This is a genomic window from Blautia stercoris, assembly GCF_054657695.1.
The window spans coordinates 541,288-556,289 of record NZ_BAAHYF010000001.1 but is presented as its reverse complement, the minus strand read 5'-3'; the positions used below and the strand labels follow the sequence as shown (position 1 = coordinate 556,289).

Below are 15,002 nucleotides of genomic sequence, written 5' to 3'. Positions count from 1 at the left end.
GGGAATCCGAGAGTACATAGGAATAGTAAGGAGGCAAAGACTATGTTAGAACAGATTGACTTGACAAAAACTATGGAAAAAGAGGCTTATCGTGAAGAAATAGCACAGATGGAACTGACTCTTGCAAGAATGCAAAGAGCATGTAAAGAACAGAAAATACCTGTTATTATCATATTTGAGGGGTTTGATGCAGCAGGAAAGGGACTCCAGATTAACAAATTGATTCATCCGTTAGACCCAAGAGGATTCCACGTATATGCAATGAAAAAAGAGACAAAGACGGAGCAGATGTACCCGTTTTTGTGGCGCTTTTGGACGAAAACCCCAGAAAAAGGAAGAATTGCAATTTTTGATACAAGCTGGTATCGTCATGTATCCGTTGATTTTTTTGAAAAGAAACTGTCAAAAGAAGAACAAAATCTGGCATATCAGGAAATCAATACATTTGAGCGGACTTTAACAGATGATGGTGCGGTTTTGATAAAATTATTTCTTCATATCAGCAAAAAAGAGCAGAAAAAACGTTTTGAAAAACTGCTTGAGTCGAAAGAGACTGCGTGGCGTGTCAGCAGGGATGATTTAGAACGAAATAAAAATTATGATGGATATAAATCAATTTTAGAAAATATGCTGGAACAGACAGAGACGGAATATGCACCATGGACGATTGTGGAAGCAACGGATAAAAAATATGCAACTGCTAAAATTTATGCAACTGTAATTCACCAGTTAGAAGAAGCACTGAAGAAGAGAACAGTGCAAAAAGAGGAAAAACAGACAGAAAAGCAGGAGAAGAAGCAAAAGCTGTTTGAGGCTTCTGTTTTAAGCAATGCAGATTTAAGTTGTTCTTACACAAAAGAAGAATATAAAGAAAGACTACAAAAACTACAGAAGAAAATTGCGGTTTTGCACAGTGAACTGTACAGAAGGAGAATTCCCGTGGTCTTAGGATTTGAAGGCTGGGATGCTGGTGGAAAAGGAGGAGTAATCAAACGTCTGACCGAGTTTATGGATCCAAGAGGCTATGTCGTAAATCCAACAGCTGCACCAACTGAAGTTGAAAAAAACCATCATTATTTATGGAGATTCTGGCAGAACATGCCAAAAGCAGGACATATTGCGATTTTTGACCGTACCTGGTATGGCAGAGTAATGGTAGAACGGATTGAAGGCTTCTGTACAAAAGAAGAATGGCAGAGAGCTTATCGGGAAATCAATGATATGGAAGCACATCTTGCGAATTCCGGAGCAATTGTAATGAAGTTCTGGATGCAGATTGATAAAGATGAGCAGGAAAGACGTTTTAAAGAGCGTATGGAAAATCCGGAAAAACAGTGGAAGATAACAGACGAAGACTGGAGAAACCGAGAAAAATGGGAACAGTATGAAGAAGCGGTTAATGAAATGATTATTAAAACATCGACCTCTTATGCTCCGTGGACAATTGTAGAGGGAAACTGCAAGTATTATGCAAGAATTAAAGTATTGGAGACTGTAGTAAATGAAATTGAAAAGAGATTAAAAAAGACAGATTAGGAAAAGTATATGTTAAACTGGTATAAAAATCTGTATATTGGCGATAATGCAAAAAAGAAATCAAAGAAACTAATACACAAAATTAATCAGGGAGCAGGTGTAATTGACGTGTATGTCATTACACTTGCGGTTAATCCTGAAAATTCATTGGAAATCTTTTCAGCAAATTTATTGATGCAGAGTGCGCTTAGACGAAATTGCCCGACGATTATCGGGCTTGCAAAAGGGTATGAAGAGGCACTTGAGATTATAGAGCAGATTGTAAATGAAGTTTATCAGGAGACTGGGACAGCGGAAATTCGGACATGGCTTGAGGCACGAATAGAAAAAAATGGAAGGAAGAAGAAAAGGAGTAGGACATGATGTGGATACATATTATTTTGGTACTTCTTAAGATAATCGGAATCTTGCTTCTGGTTGTTGTATCTTTACTTCTTTTAGCAATTTTTTCAATTTTGTTTGTGCCGGTTCGGTATCAGGCTTATGGGTATCGTGATAATCAAATTAGTAAAGGAATAATAAGAGTCTTCTGGCTGGCGCGTTTGATTTCTTGTAAAGTCAGTTATGACAGTTGTGGAAAGAAAATAAAGTGGTCTGTAAGAATTTTTGGGATTTCCATACAGAAAGTAACGGCTTGGAAAAAGAAGAGAAAAAGCAGAAGACAAAATACGAAGAGAAAGAAAACGCAGACAAAAAAGACGGAAAGAAAAGAAACAGAAACCGTATTAAAAGCAAAAAAACTACAAGAGAACATAGAGCAGGAACAGAATCAGAATGCAACAGAGGCAGAACAAAAAAGAAAAAAAGTTAAAGATATTGAACAGAAACCAGAGAAAGTGGAGAGAATAGAATCAGAGGAAAATCAGAAAAGAAAAGAGGGCAAACACTCGCCGATATCAATATTTTTCAAAAAATTAAAAAAAATATTAGAAATTCCCCGAATAACTCTTCGAAAAGTTAAAAAAACTTGGTTAACAGTTCATGGGATTTGTGATAAAATAAGCGAAATCCGAACATTTTTAGAGTCCGAGGTATTTTTAAATGCAAAAACATTATTACTTGGAGAGTTAAAAAAACTTGGGCTTCATATTCTTCCAAGAAAAGTACAAGGAGAGATTGAGTTTGGATTTGATGACCCTTCTTTAACGGGGCGTGTACTGGCAGTTGCTGGTATCTGTTATCCGCTTTATGGAAATAATATTAAAGTCACCCCTTATTTTGACAGGAAAATTTTGGAGGGTGAACTCAAAGTGAAAGGAAGAATCCGTGGAATTGTACTTTTAAAGAGTGCGTTAAAAGTTGGCTTTAATCAAGAAGTACGAGAAATCTGGAAAAATTTTAAAGGATAAAAACAGTGAAGGAGGAAGCAGGATGGCTTCAGAAAATAACTTTAAGGCAACCGTAGATTCTTTGTTTAAAGGAATGGATAGCTTTATTACAGCTAAAACAGTGGTAGGAGAGGCAATCACGGTGGGCGATACCATTATTCTGCCACTGATTGATGTTACTTTTGGAGTGGGAGCAGGAGCGTTTTCACAGGATAAAAAAAATAATGGCGGTGGCGGAATGGGAGGAAAAATTTCTCCAAGTGCAGTGTTGGTTATCTCAAATGGAACAACGAAATTAGTGAATATTAAAAATCAGGATACCGTTACGAAACTGCTTGATATGGTTCCGGATTTAATTGAACGTTTTACAGGAGAGAAAAAAGAATCAAAGGAAAATGAAAAAGAAGATTCCGTAGAAAGTTTGGTAAAAGATATTGTTTCTTCAGCAGATAAAAAAGAAGAAAACGAGAGTACAAAGGAAGAGTAGAATAGATAAAAAACTGTTGTGAAGTACATTCATGACGGTTTTTTGCATATAGTAAAGTAAACCATAAAGGAGCGGAGAGTTGTGTGCTGCTTACTTGGATTTTTGCTATTTTGGCTGGGAGCGGGGATGTTTCTGGCTCTGGTTTTTCCGAAATGTTTTTTTATGGTGCTGGCAGCAGGGCTGTGTATGCTGATAGGATATAATCTTTTTTGTGGAAAAAAATAGAGAAGATTTAATGAGAGAAAGAGTAATAATAGATATAAAATGGAACATGAAAAATGTCGGAAAGAAAAAGAGTCCGGAAATCAATTCCGGACTCGATGATGCGAAATTACGCTCTTTCTACTTTGTTGCTTCTTAAGCAAGAAGTACAAACGTACATCTTCTTAGCAGCTCCGTTTTCTGTTTTAACTTTAACGGATTTAATGTTGGATTTCCACATTTTGTTTGATCTTCTATGAGAATGGCTCACATTATTTCCAAAATGAGCAGCTTTTTCACAAATTGCACACTTAGCCATGATAGCACCTCCTTAAACTAAAATAAGTCCGTGTATACAAACTCACAACACTAGTTATTTTAACAGATGATTTGGTTTTTTGCAAGTAAAAATATAAATTTTTTAAATTATTATTTCGTTTTTGGGAAAGATATGTTAGAATAGTTCTATCAAAAAGGTATGGAGGTGTCCGTGCATGGAAGGACTTGTAGATACAGGATTAGGAAAAATAGCAATTGATACAGATGTAATTGCCACTTATGCAGGAAGCGTAGCAGTGGAATGTTTTGGAATTGTAGGCATGGCAGCGGTAAGTATGAAGGACGGGCTTGTAAAGCTTCTTAAAAGAGACAGCCTGAAACATGGAATTAATGTTGGAATTACCGATAATAAAATCACCCTTGAATTTCACGTGATTGTGGCATATGGTGTAAGTATCTCCGCTGTATCAGACAATCTGATTAGCAATGTGAAATACAAGGTAGAGGAATTTACCGGTCTGACAATAGAAAAAATTAATATCCTTGTAGAGGGTGTTAGAGTAATTGATTAATTAAGGAGGAAACTTGTTTTGAATACCAATACCGTTGATGCAAAGATGCTTGGCAGAATGTTTTTAGCCGGCGCTAAGAATCTGGAGGCCAAAAAAGAATGGATTAATGAACTGAATGTATTTCCAGTACCGGATGGAGATACCGGAACGAACATGACACTTACAATTTTGTCAGCTGCTTCAGAGGTCAATGCACTTTCTGAACCATCTATGAAAACACTGGCAAAAGCGATTGCGTCAGGGTCTCTTCGTGGGGCAAGAGGAAATTCAGGTGTTATTCTTTCTCAGCTTCTTAGAGGATTTGCGAAGGTAATTGAGCAGTATGAAGAGGTGGATGCACCAATTTTTGCAAAAGCGTTTGAAAAAGGTGTCGAAACTGCATATAAAGCAGTTATGAAACCAAAGGAAGGTACAATTCTTACCGTGGCAAAAGGAGCAGCAGCAAAGGCAGATGAACTTGCAGAAGAAGCAGAAGATTTGAACACGTTCTTTGAAGGAGTAATTGCTTATGCACAGGAAGTGCTTTCTCAGACTCCGGAGATGCTTCCTGTTTTAAAAGAAGCTGGTGTAGTAGACTCTGGCGGACAGGGTCTGCTTGAAGTATTAAAGGGTGCTTATGATGGATATCTTGGAAAAGAAATCAATATGGATTTTGAGGCACCAAAAGGAGCGGTAACTGTTTCTAAACCGGCTCCGGCAGAAGAAAGTAATATTAAATTTGGTTATTGTACAGAATTTATTATTATGCTGGAAAAACCGTTCCCGATTGAAGAGGAGCATGCATTTAAAGAATATTTGATGTCAATTGGAGATTCACTGGTAGTTGTAGCAGATGACGAGATTGTCAAGGTACATGTACATACCAATGAACCTGGAAATGCCATTCAGAAAGCGCTGACTTATGGACAACTCTCCAATATGAAAATTGATAACATGCGCCTGGAACATCATGAAAAAGTAATAAAAGAAGCAGAAAAAATGGCTGCAATGCAAAAAGAACAAATGCCGGAAAAAGAAGTTGGATTTATTTCTGTATCTGTAGGAGATGGAATGAGCGCCATCTTTAAAGATTTAGGAGCAGATTATCTGATTGAAGGTGGACAGACAATGAATCCGAGTACAGAAGATGTACTGGAAGCGATTGCAAAAGTCAATGCGAAAAATATTTTTGTATTTCCAAATAATAAAAATATTATTCTGGCCGCAAATCAGGCAAGAGATTTGACAGAAGATAAAAATATTATTGTCATTCCGACTAAGACAATTCCTCAGGGAATTACCGCATTAATTAATTATGTGCCGGAAAAAACAATTGAAGAGAATACAGAAGAAATGCTGGAAAGCATCACAACTGTTAAAACAGGACAGATTACCTATGCAGTGCGTAATACAAAGATTGATGAAAAAGAAATCCATGAGGGAGATATCATGGGAATCGGAGACCATGGGATTTTGGCAGTGGGACAGGACGTAGAAAAAACAACCCTGGAAACAGTAGAAGCAATGGTGGACGAAGACTCAGAAATCATCAGTATTTATTTTGGTGCAGAAGTAAGTGAAGAAGAAGCTGAAGTACTCAAAGAAGCATTGGAAGAAAAATATCCGGACTTTGATATTGATGTAAATCAGGGTGGACAGCCGATTTATTATTATGTAATCTCTGTTGAATAAAGAATGATTAAGAAAGAAAAGGAAAAAAGATGTTTGTACAAAAATTGTGCGGACATCTTTTTTGTACGGGTGAAAGATGGAAAAACAGGAATCCATTCGTAATTTAAAAGGAATTGGCGAGAAAACAGAAAAGCTGTTTCATATACTTGGAATTGATACAATACAGGATTTATTGGATTATTATCCGAGGGAATATGAACAATACCGGATTCCGGTATCTGTTTCTATGGTGCGGGCAGGAGAAAAGATTGCAGTTTTGGGAAAAATCACGCAAAGTATCAGCTTAAGAAATACCGGAAGGCTGACACTTGTGACGGCAACGTTAAAAGAAGCAGGACGGGAATTACAGCTTACATGGTATAATATGGCATTTTTAAAAAAGACGTTAGTTTTTGGTGGTACTTATATTTTTCGAGGTGTGGTATCTGAAAAGAAAAACAGACTGGTAATGGAACAGCCCGAGATTTTCACCAAAGAGCAATATCAGACAATGCAGAACCGTTTACTGCCAATTTATAGCCTGACAAAAGGAATGACGAACAAAATGATAGCAAAAATGGTACGTCAGGTTTTAGAAGAAAAAGAAATCGAACAGGAGTATTTGTCAGAGAAGATAAGAACTTCCTGTCAGTTAGCAGAGTATAATTACGCAGTGCAAGAGATTCATTTTCCAAAAAACAGGGAAAATATGATTCTGGCAAGAAAACGACTGGTATTCGATGAGTTTTTGATTTTTCTCTTATCAGTCCGGCAAATGAAAGAAACGGTTAAAAACGAGAAAAATTTATTTGGGATAAAACCGGTGTCAGAAACGGAGGCTTTGATTCAGAGCCTTCCGTATTCGCTTACGAATGCGCAGAAGAAAGTATGGCAGGAAATTCAGAAAGATATGACAGGAGAAAAACTGATGGCAAGGCTGGTGCAGGGAGATGTGGGAAGTGGAAAGACAATTCTTGCGTTTCTGGCAATGCTATTGTCCGCACAAAATGGATATCAGGCAGCACTTATGGTTCCAACGGAAGTATTGGCAGTTCAGCATTTTGAAAGTTTAAAACAGCTTTTAGAGGAACATCAGCTTGATTTTGAAGCGGTATTGCTTACCGGTTCAATAAAGGCAAAAGAACGGCGGGAAATTTATCAGAAAATTGAAAATGGGAAAGCAAAGCTGATTATCGGAACACATGCACTGATTCAGGAGAATGTAAATTATAAGAATCTGGCACTTGTCATTACAGATGAACAGCATCGGTTTGGGGTGCATCAAAGAGAGGATTTATCGAAAAAAGGCAAACGTCCACATGTTTTAGTCATGAGTGCAACACCGATTCCGAGAACGCTTGCTATTATGCTGTATGGAGATTTAGACTTATCTGTTATTGATGAACTGCCTGCAAATCGTCTCCCAATCAAAAACTGTGTGGTGGATACCAGCTATCGAAAAAGTGCGTATCGTTTTATGCAAAAAGAAATTGCAGAGGGACGTCAGGTTTATGTGATTTGTCCGATGGTAGAAGAAAGCGAAGGGCTAGAAGCAGAAAACGTACTGGATTACACAAAAAAGTTAAGACAGGAAATGCCGCCAGAGATTTCCGTTGGATTTTTGCATGGGAGAATGAAGCCGGCGGAAAAAAATAAAATTATGGAAGAATTTTCCGAAAATAAAATTCAGATACTAGTCTCCACTACCGTAATTGAAGTGGGAGTGAATGTGCCAAATGCAACGGTTATGATGGTAGAAAATGCAGAACGGTTTGGACTTGCGCAGTTACATCAGTTAAGGGGAAGAGTCGGAAGAGGTGAACATCAGTCTTACTGTATTTTCATGCAGGGAGGAGCAAAAAAAGAAATCAAAGAACGACTTCAGATTTTAGTAGAATCTAACGATGGATTTTTTATTGCGGGAGAAGATTTACGCTTAAGAGGTCCGGGGGATTTATTTGGAATCAGACAGAGTGGGATTCTTGAATTTAAACTGGCAGATATTTATCAGGATGCAGCTATTTTAAAGGAAGCTTCTATTGTTGCAGATGAAATTTTAGAAAAAGACCCGCATCTGGAATCGGAAGAATATAAAGGGTTAAAAAACAGACTGGAATTTTATGCAAAAGAACAGATGAAACGGCCTGGAATCTGATGGGAATCAGAAAAAACTTGAAAAAAAAGGTAAAATGGTTTATGATAAACGAGAATCATGTAAGGGCTACATAAAGGAGGAGATTAGTATGCCTAGAACAAAAACAACAAAGGCTGTAGTTACAAAAACAACAAAAGCAGCTGCAACAGAAAAGACTACTCCAGTTAAGACAGAAGAAACAGTAAAAACAGAAGAAGTAAAAGATGTAGAAACAAAGTCAGAAGAAACTAAAGCAGAAGAAACAAAAAAAGCTGCATCAGCTAAAAAAGAGCCGGTAAAAAGAGCAACCAGAAAAAGAACAGCAACAACGAAGAAAACAGCTGTAAAAACCGTTACAAAGAGAGTGAATATTCAGTTTGGCGGAAAAGACCTTAAAATCGAAGAGATTGAAGCAGCTGTAAAGAAAGCCTGGATGGATGAAACCGGTAAAAAAGAGACAGAAATCGAAAAACTTGAAATTTATATTAAACCAGAAGAATCTGCTGCTTATTATGTTGTAAACGGCGAATATGTAGAAGAAGGAAAGAAAATCGATTTATAAGACTATAAAACGCAAAGTAAGAGGGAAGCTTCTTAAGTAAAGAAGCATCCCCCTTTTTGATTTTCTTTCTTTTTAGAGATTAGAAGAACCGCTGGACATCTGACGTTCCTGGTTTTCAATCATTTTTTTCACCATATAGCCTCCGACAGAACCGTTCTGTTTTGAGGTAAGGTTTCCGTTGTATCCATCTGTCAGAGGGACACCTAATTCGCTTGCAACCTCATACTTGAATCGGTTTAATGCACTTTTGGCTTCTGGTACGGCTGTACTGTTAGAAGAATTACTGTTAGACATGGTTTTCTTCCTCCTTTTGTCGTCTGTTTTTTTGTTACAATGGTAGTATGTGAAATTCTATTTTTTTTATTCTGGAAATGTTTACAGGTTTTGACAAATTATGAGAATTGTATTAAAATATCTATTCAGCAAAAGAAACGCTAAGAAAACTATGTGTTTTCAACCTGATATTGTAAAAAATGCATAAAATGCAAAAAAATAATTGCGGATAGTTGTTGTATTTGCTATAATAAATCTGATAAAAAAAAGAAGAGGATGGTTGAATATGAACGTTGGTATAATTGCACACAACAGTAAGAAGCCTCTTATTGAAGATTTCTGTATTGCATATAAGAATATTTTGGCAAAGCATGAAGTTTATGCAACTGGTACAACAGGAAGAAGAATTGAAGAGGTAACAAATCTTCGCGTGCATAAGTTTTTGCCAGGAAGTATGGGCGGTGATAAACAGATTACGGAGATGATAGAACGTGGAGACATAGATATGGTAATCTTTTTTTACAATCCTTCTATGATTAATCCAAAAGAACCGGATGTCTATCAGATTTCCCGTTGCTGTGACCAGTATAATGTTCCGATTGCAACCAATATTGCAACAGCGGAATCTTTAATTCTCGGGTTAGACCATGGGGATTTAGACTGGCGCCTGAACAAGTAGAGAAGAGGATTTAAGCTGAATATGAGAGTAATTGCAGGAAGTGCAAAGGGAATGCCCCTCAAGACAGTTTCAGGAATGGAGACAAGACCGACCACAGACAGGATTAAAGAAACATTATTTAATATGCTTCAGTCCTATATCTGTGACTGTCGGTTTCTCGATTTATTTTCGGGAAGTGGAGCCATTGGAATTGAAGCTTTAAGCAGAGGGGCAGTTTCTTGTGTCTTAATAGAAAAAAATAAGAAAGCAGCAAACTGTATTCTGGAAAATCTGAAATTTACCCGTCTAAAAGATAAGGCGGAAGTTATGAACCAGGATGTGTTTACTGCTCTTTCCATGTTAGAAGGAACAGAACCGTTTGACTGTATTTTTATGGACCCGCCATACAATAAAGAACTGGAAAAAGAGGTGCTTGCAGTGCTAAGAAATGCTTCTTATGTAACAAAAGATACGTTAATTGTAGTGGAAGCATCGTTAGAGACAACATTTGATTATGTGGAAGAATACGGGTTTGAAATTGTAAAAAATAAAAAATATAAAACAAACAGGCATGTATTCTTAAGGAAGGAATAAAAATAAAAAATGGTAAGAGCAATTTATCCGGGCAGTTTTGACCCGGTAACTTTTGGACATTTAGATGTCATTCGACGTGCATCGGAACTTTTTGACGAAGTTATCGTCGGAGTTTTACATAATTCTCAAAAAAGTCCGTTGTTTTCTGTGGAAGAACGTGTTAATATATTAAAAGAAGTGACGGCAGATATCCCGAATGTAAAAATTGAGACCTTTAGTGGTCTTTCGGTGAATTTTGCCCGAAACTGTGATGCAAAAGTAATTATCCGTGGACTGCGGGCAATTACAGATTTTGAATATGAGCTTCAGATGGCACAGACAAACCGTGTGTTGGCGAAAGATGTGGATACCATGTTTTTGACAACAAGTCTGGAGTATGCGTATTTAAGTTCTACTACGGTAAAAGAAGCAGCATATTTTGGTGCTGATATATCAAAATTTGCTCCGGAATATGTAGTAGAAAAAGTGAGAGAAAAATTTGCACAAAAGGGTAATAAAATACAATAAGGAGTGTAATTATGAGTAGCAGAATTGAGCAGATTATTGAAGAAATCGAAGAATACGTAGAAAGTTGTAAATACCAGCCGCTTTCAACAACAAAAATTGTTGTAAATAAAGAAGAATTAGAAGAACTGCTTCGTGAACTTCGTATGAAGACACCAGATGAAATCAAGAGATATCAGAAAATCATCAGCAATAAAGATGCGATTTTAGCAGATGCACAGGCAAAAGCAGATGCAGTTATTGCAGAAACAAAAACACAAGTTCAGGATATGGTAAAAGAGTCTGAAGTAATGCAGCAGGCTTATGCACAGGCAAATGAAATTGTAAACAGTGCAAATCAGCAGGCACAGGCAATTATTGACTCTGCAACAGCAGATGCAAATAATTTACGTTTAAGTGCAATTTCTTATACCGATGAGATGATGGCAAACTTAGAACAGCTGATTCATGGAACGATGGAAAATGCAAATGCAAGATATAATGAGCTTGCACAGACTTATAATGCATTTGCACAGTCTCTTCAGAGTGCGGCAGATGTGGTGAGCGAAAACAGAAGTGAACTTGCACCTCAGTTAAATAATCCGATTCCGAAACAGACAGAAGAAGAGCCGGAAGAAAATCTCGATATGGATGATTTAGACGACGAGTTAGAAGAGGATGACGAATAAAAAAGTAAGTCCTGAGGCAATGAGGGTACAAACGATTCTTCCGATTAGATAAGGAAAGAGAGGGAGGTCTGTGCCTGAAAGTACGCAGGAAGTCTGAGCAAGTACGCAAAGACCTCCAAAGCTGGAAAAGCCCATTGTCAAAGGAAACTTTAAAGAAAATGGCAGAGCAGTGTCTTTTAAAGCATTAAGTCCGGTGGAAAATTCTGTTAGACCACAAAGCATGACTGAAAAGAAAGACGAAGAAGACAGCAGGAATTGAAGGATTCCTTGAAAAACAGAAAACAGAATAATATATCCACCAAGCTTGGTAATAGAAAAAAGGCTATTCATAATAGAGATATCCAGAAGTTCCGCAAAAGGAGAAGAGGATGTCTCTTTTTGCGTTCGGGTAAATACAGATTGCTGAGAAACAGAGTAAATCCGGCGAAAAAAAAGACTGGTAAGAAACGCAGACAGAAAAAAGATGAAAAAAAGCAGATGATTGGGAACCTGATTTTCTAAAATAGAAAATGATAAATATCCGGTCAGAAAAGAAGGGCTTGGAAAAGCAGAAAATGTCAAAAGATAGCAGGCTTCCTGTTTGGAAATTTTATTAGATTGGTATAAATCTGCTGTAGTTTTTGCACCCATTGGAAAACCGCATAAAATTCCAAATAAAAATGCAGAAGCACCAAAGGGGGTAAGAGAAAAAACAGAATGCCAGAACTTTTTGAAAGATACGAGAAGCGGTTCAAGCAGACTGGAGGAAACTAAAATGGAGGATAATACCATTGCAGGAAATAAAGAGGGCAAAAGTGTAGAAAACCAAAGCCGGATGCCCAAAAGAGCCGAAGAAATACAAATCTGTGGAAATAACAAAGAAAAAAGAAAACAAAAAAGACAAAAAAAAGAAAAAAACAGACGTTTCATAAATAGATTCTCCGATCTCTGATTCAAATTCACATCATAATATATGGAACGGGTGAAAAGAATATGTCCTTGCCATTTGGAAAAAGATGTGACACAATAAGAAAGAATAAAAAGTGTGTCTGCACTGCAGATTACCTTGGATATGGAGGCAGAAAATGGCAGTATTAGAAAATTTAAAACCAGAAAGAGTGTTTTACTATTTTGAAGAAATCTGTAATATTCCGCATGGTTCAGGAAATACAAAACAAATCAGTGATTACCTTGTTGAGTTTGCAAAGAAAAAAGAACTTCGTTTTATTCAGGATGAAATGGGAAATGTTGTAATTTTTAAAGAGGCATCCAAAGGATATGAAGAGTCACCAACGGTAATTTTACAGGGACATGTAGACATGGTGTGTGAAAAAACAGCCACGAGTCAGCATGATTTTGAAAAAGACGGTTTAAAGCTGTGCGTTGAGGGTGATGAAATCTATGCAAAAGATACAACGCTTGGAGGAGATGATGGAATTGCAGTTGCTTATGAACTGGCGGTTTTAGAAGATGAGACACTTGCACATCCTGCGATTGAGGCAGTGTTTACGGTAGATGAAGAGATTGGTTTGTTAGGTGCAGAAGGACTTGATACCTCTGTGTTAAAGGGAAAATATCTGATTAATCTGGATTCTGAGGCAGAAGGATATTTATGGAGTGGATGCGCTGGCGGACTTAGGAGTTACAGTGAACTTCCGGTAAAACGTGTGGAAGTTACAGGGCTTTCTTGTAAAATTACTGTGGATGGATTGCTTGGCGGTCATTCCGGTTCAGAAATTAATAAAAACCGCTCCAATGCGATACTTCTTCTGGCAAGATTTCTTCATGAGTGTGGAAGTGAATTAGACTTGCTTTTATATGATATGAAAGGCGGGCAGAAAAATAATGCAATTCCACGACAGGCAGATGCAGAAGTATTAGTTTCAGCAGAAGATGCCGGTCGATTAGAACAGATGGCAAAAGTATTTACTTCTACCCTTCAAAAAGAATACACAGGCAGTGATGAAAATATCCAAGTTCATGTTGAAGTACAGGAGGAGAGTACAAAACAGGTACTTCATCCGGCGAGTCAGGAGAAAGTATTATTTTTCCTGATTCATTATCCAAATGGAATCCGCAAGATGTGTGGATTTATAGAAGGACTGGTAGAGACCTCCTGTAATGTAGGAATTGTGCGCTTGATGCCATCAACCTTTATCTGTGAGACAAGTGTGAGAAGTTCTGTTGGTTCAGAAAAGAGAGCACTTGCAGATCAGATTCGTTATCTGACAGAATTTCTCGGTGGAGAATATGATGAAGACGGAAACTATCCGGCATGGGAGTATAAAAAAGATTCTGTACTTCGTCCTCTGATGACCAAAGTTTATAAAGAAATGTATCAAAAAGAACCAGTGGTTGAAGTGATTCATGCAGGATTGGAATGTGGTCTGTTTTATGAAAAAATAAAGGGACTGGACTGTGTTTCTATCGGACCGGATATGAAAGATATTCATACTTCGGAAGAACGCCTTTCTATTTCATCCACTAAAAGAGTATATGAATATTTAGTAGAAGTATTAAAGAGAATTAAAAAGTAACTGGAATAAAATCCCTTTTCCGTTCATAGAATGATAAGTGTGAACAATACGAAGTCAACTTGAATGGATAAGGGATTTTATGATTTCTTTCTGGTATGGATGTAAGAAATATGATATACTTAAAACACATATGCGTAAAAAACAGATTAGAAAAAAAGCGCAGAAAGTCTGTTGATGATTCCAAGGCGCAATGACAAGGAGTAATGATTTATGGAAATACGTTTATGGCATGAGCTTTTGCTTCCTTATGAGCTTGCCGTGAAAGAAATGGTAATCAAGTTCAAACATCTTAAAAAGGAACACAGGGAAAAGGAACTTTATTCACCGATTGAACAGGTCAGCGGACGAGTAAAATCAATCAATAGTATTCTTGAGAAAATGCAGAGAAAAAATATTTCATGGGAAGAACTTGAAGAAAAAGTAGAAGATATCGCTGGAATCCGCATTATCTGCCAGTTTTCTGAAGATATTGAAAAAGTGGCGGATATTATTCAGGAACGTCAGGATATGAGGGTACTGGAGATAAAAGACTATATTACGCATATGAAAGAAAGCGGTTATCGAAGTTATCACATGATTATTGCTTATCATGTAGAGACTTTAGAAGGACCAAGAGAAATAAAAGCGGAAATTCAAATTCGTACGCTTGCAATGAATTTTTGGGCAACGATTGAACATTCGCTGCAGTATAAATATAAAGGAAATATGCCGCCTCATGTAAGAACACGGTTAAACAATGCGGCACAGTCAGTTTTAACTCTTGACGAGGAGATGTCATCCGTTCGTAATGAAGTGATGGATGCACAGAACTCTATGGTTCACCAGTCCAATATTGTAAAAGAAATTTTAAATAATATTGAGAATCTGTATCATTATTCAAATAACAGAGAAGTGGCAAAAATTCAGGATGAATTTTACCGCATTTATGAATCAAAAGATTTAGCACGCTTAGAGCGTTTTCATCAAGAGTTAGATGTAATTGCAGAGGGATACCGTGCGCAGGCGGTTGCAACAGAGGAAATCTTGTAACAGCAAAGGAA

At 37.2% G+C, this 15,002-nt stretch carries 18 protein-coding genes; 15 read left to right on the top strand and 3 right to left on the bottom strand.

The genetic code is table 11. The features are described from left to right. The first annotated feature begins 42 nt into the window (after positions 1-42). Genes pap through ACYQ2D_RS02740 form a run of 4 tightly spaced genes read left to right on the top strand, consistent with a single transcriptional unit; the run spans position 43 to position 3,351 of the window. Positions 43-1,536 carry a polyphosphate:AMP phosphotransferase gene (gene pap, locus ACYQ2D_RS02755; protein WP_459784562.1) on the top strand — a complete coding sequence of 498 codons (1,494 nt, stop codon included), beginning with the start codon at positions 43-45 and terminating at the stop codon, positions 1,534-1,536. 9 nt (positions 1,537-1,545) lie between these two features. Beyond that, a complete protein-coding gene (locus ACYQ2D_RS02750) occupies positions 1,546-1,899 on the top strand; it encodes a hypothetical protein (RefSeq protein ID WP_459784561.1) in 354 nt (117 codons plus the stop codon). After that, entirely contained in the window at positions 1,896-2,885 is a 990-nt protein-coding gene (locus tag ACYQ2D_RS02745) for a DUF2953 domain-containing protein (protein WP_459784560.1), read from the top strand. Before ACYQ2D_RS02750 ends, ACYQ2D_RS02745 begins: the two co-directional genes overlap by 4 nt. A 22-nt stretch (positions 2,886-2,907) precedes the next feature. Continuing rightward, positions 2,908-3,351, top strand: coding sequence for a GerW family sporulation protein (locus ACYQ2D_RS02740; protein ID WP_022304346.1), 444 nt, complete (start codon positions 2,908-2,910; stop codon positions 3,349-3,351). Positions 3,352-3,682: 331 nt separating this feature from the next. On the opposite strand, the gene rpmB is transcribed toward ACYQ2D_RS02740, so the two are convergent. Continuing rightward, positions 3,683-3,871, bottom strand: coding sequence for a 50S ribosomal protein L28 (gene rpmB, locus ACYQ2D_RS02735; RefSeq protein ID WP_117456394.1), 189 nt, complete (start codon positions 3,869-3,871; stop codon positions 3,683-3,685). Between the two features lie 175 nt (positions 3,872-4,046). Here rpmB and ACYQ2D_RS02730 point away from each other — a divergent pair, with 175 nt between their 5' ends. The 4 genes from ACYQ2D_RS02730 (at position 4,047) to ACYQ2D_RS02715 (ending at position 8,749) form a co-directional block, all read left to right on the top strand. Next, positions 4,047-4,403 carry an Asp23/Gls24 family envelope stress response protein gene (locus tag ACYQ2D_RS02730; RefSeq protein WP_022304345.1) on the top strand — a complete coding sequence of 119 codons (357 nt, stop codon included), beginning with the start codon at positions 4,047-4,049 and terminating at the stop codon, positions 4,401-4,403. Positions 4,404-4,448: 45 nt separating this feature from the next. Then, positions 4,449-6,074, top strand: coding sequence for a DAK2 domain-containing protein (locus ACYQ2D_RS02725; protein ID WP_459785298.1), 1,626 nt, complete (start codon positions 4,449-4,451; stop codon positions 6,072-6,074). A gap of 76 nt (positions 6,075-6,150) precedes the next feature. Then, positions 6,151-8,208 carry an ATP-dependent DNA helicase RecG gene (gene recG, locus ACYQ2D_RS02720; RefSeq protein WP_459784558.1) on the top strand — a complete coding sequence of 686 codons (2,058 nt, stop codon included), beginning with the start codon at positions 6,151-6,153 and terminating at the stop codon, positions 8,206-8,208. An 88-nt stretch (positions 8,209-8,296) separates the two neighbouring features. Then, positions 8,297-8,749, top strand: a complete 453-nt coding sequence (locus ACYQ2D_RS02715; protein ID WP_459784557.1) for a DUF6465 family protein — start codon at positions 8,297-8,299, stop codon at positions 8,747-8,749. 72 nt (positions 8,750-8,821) lie between these two features. Here ACYQ2D_RS02715 and ACYQ2D_RS02710 read toward each other — a convergent pair whose 3' ends face one another. Beyond that, positions 8,822-9,043 carry an alpha/beta-type small acid-soluble spore protein gene (locus ACYQ2D_RS02710; RefSeq protein WP_022304341.1) on the bottom strand — a complete coding sequence of 74 codons (222 nt, stop codon included), beginning with the start codon at positions 9,041-9,043 and terminating at the stop codon, positions 8,822-8,824. A gap of 265 nt (positions 9,044-9,308) precedes the next feature. Here ACYQ2D_RS02710 and ACYQ2D_RS02705 point away from each other — a divergent pair, with 265 nt between their 5' ends. Genes ACYQ2D_RS02705 through ACYQ2D_RS02690 form a run of 4 tightly spaced genes read left to right on the top strand, consistent with a single transcriptional unit; the run spans position 9,309 to position 11,446 of the window. After that, positions 9,309-9,701, top strand: a complete 393-nt coding sequence (locus ACYQ2D_RS02705) for a methylglyoxal synthase (RefSeq protein WP_022304340.1) — start codon at positions 9,309-9,311, stop codon at positions 9,699-9,701. Between the two features lie 21 nt (positions 9,702-9,722). Then, positions 9,723-10,274 (top strand): 16S rRNA (guanine(966)-N(2))-methyltransferase RsmD, encoded by a 552-nt coding sequence (rsmD, locus tag ACYQ2D_RS02700; RefSeq protein ID WP_117456398.1) that lies wholly within the window; start codon positions 9,723-9,725, stop codon positions 10,272-10,274. A 9-nt stretch (positions 10,275-10,283) separates the two neighbouring features. Next, positions 10,284-10,781, top strand: coding sequence for a pantetheine-phosphate adenylyltransferase (gene coaD, locus ACYQ2D_RS02695; protein WP_022304338.1), 498 nt, complete (start codon positions 10,284-10,286; stop codon positions 10,779-10,781). An 11-nt stretch (positions 10,782-10,792) separates the two neighbouring features. Beyond that, positions 10,793-11,446, top strand: coding sequence for an ATP synthase subunit B family protein (locus ACYQ2D_RS02690; RefSeq protein WP_022304337.1), 654 nt, complete (start codon positions 10,793-10,795; stop codon positions 11,444-11,446). Here ACYQ2D_RS02690 and ACYQ2D_RS02685 read toward each other — a convergent pair. Then, on the bottom strand, positions 11,426-12,007 hold the full coding sequence (locus ACYQ2D_RS02685; RefSeq protein WP_117456399.1) for a hypothetical protein: 582 nt from the start codon (positions 12,005-12,007) through the stop codon (positions 11,426-11,428). The genes ACYQ2D_RS02690 and ACYQ2D_RS02685 overlap by 21 nt on opposite strands. 19 nt (positions 12,008-12,026) lie before the next feature. Between ACYQ2D_RS02685 and ACYQ2D_RS02680 the strand changes: the two genes are divergently transcribed. From ACYQ2D_RS02680 to ACYQ2D_RS02670, 3 genes are all read left to right on the top strand, one after another. After that, positions 12,027-12,377: a hypothetical protein gene (locus ACYQ2D_RS02680; protein ID WP_187557996.1), complete on the top strand. Its 351-nt coding sequence runs from the start codon at positions 12,027-12,029 to the stop codon at positions 12,375-12,377. 133 nt (positions 12,378-12,510) lie between these two features. Next, positions 12,511-13,962: an aminoacyl-histidine dipeptidase gene (locus ACYQ2D_RS02675; protein ID WP_459784555.1), complete on the top strand. Its 1,452-nt coding sequence runs from the start codon at positions 12,511-12,513 to the stop codon at positions 13,960-13,962. A gap of 210 nt (positions 13,963-14,172) precedes the next feature. Next, positions 14,173-14,991 (top strand): GTP pyrophosphokinase, encoded by an 819-nt coding sequence (locus tag ACYQ2D_RS02670; protein WP_022304334.1) that lies wholly within the window; start codon positions 14,173-14,175, stop codon positions 14,989-14,991. The last annotated feature ends 11 nt before the right edge of the window (positions 14,992-15,002 follow it).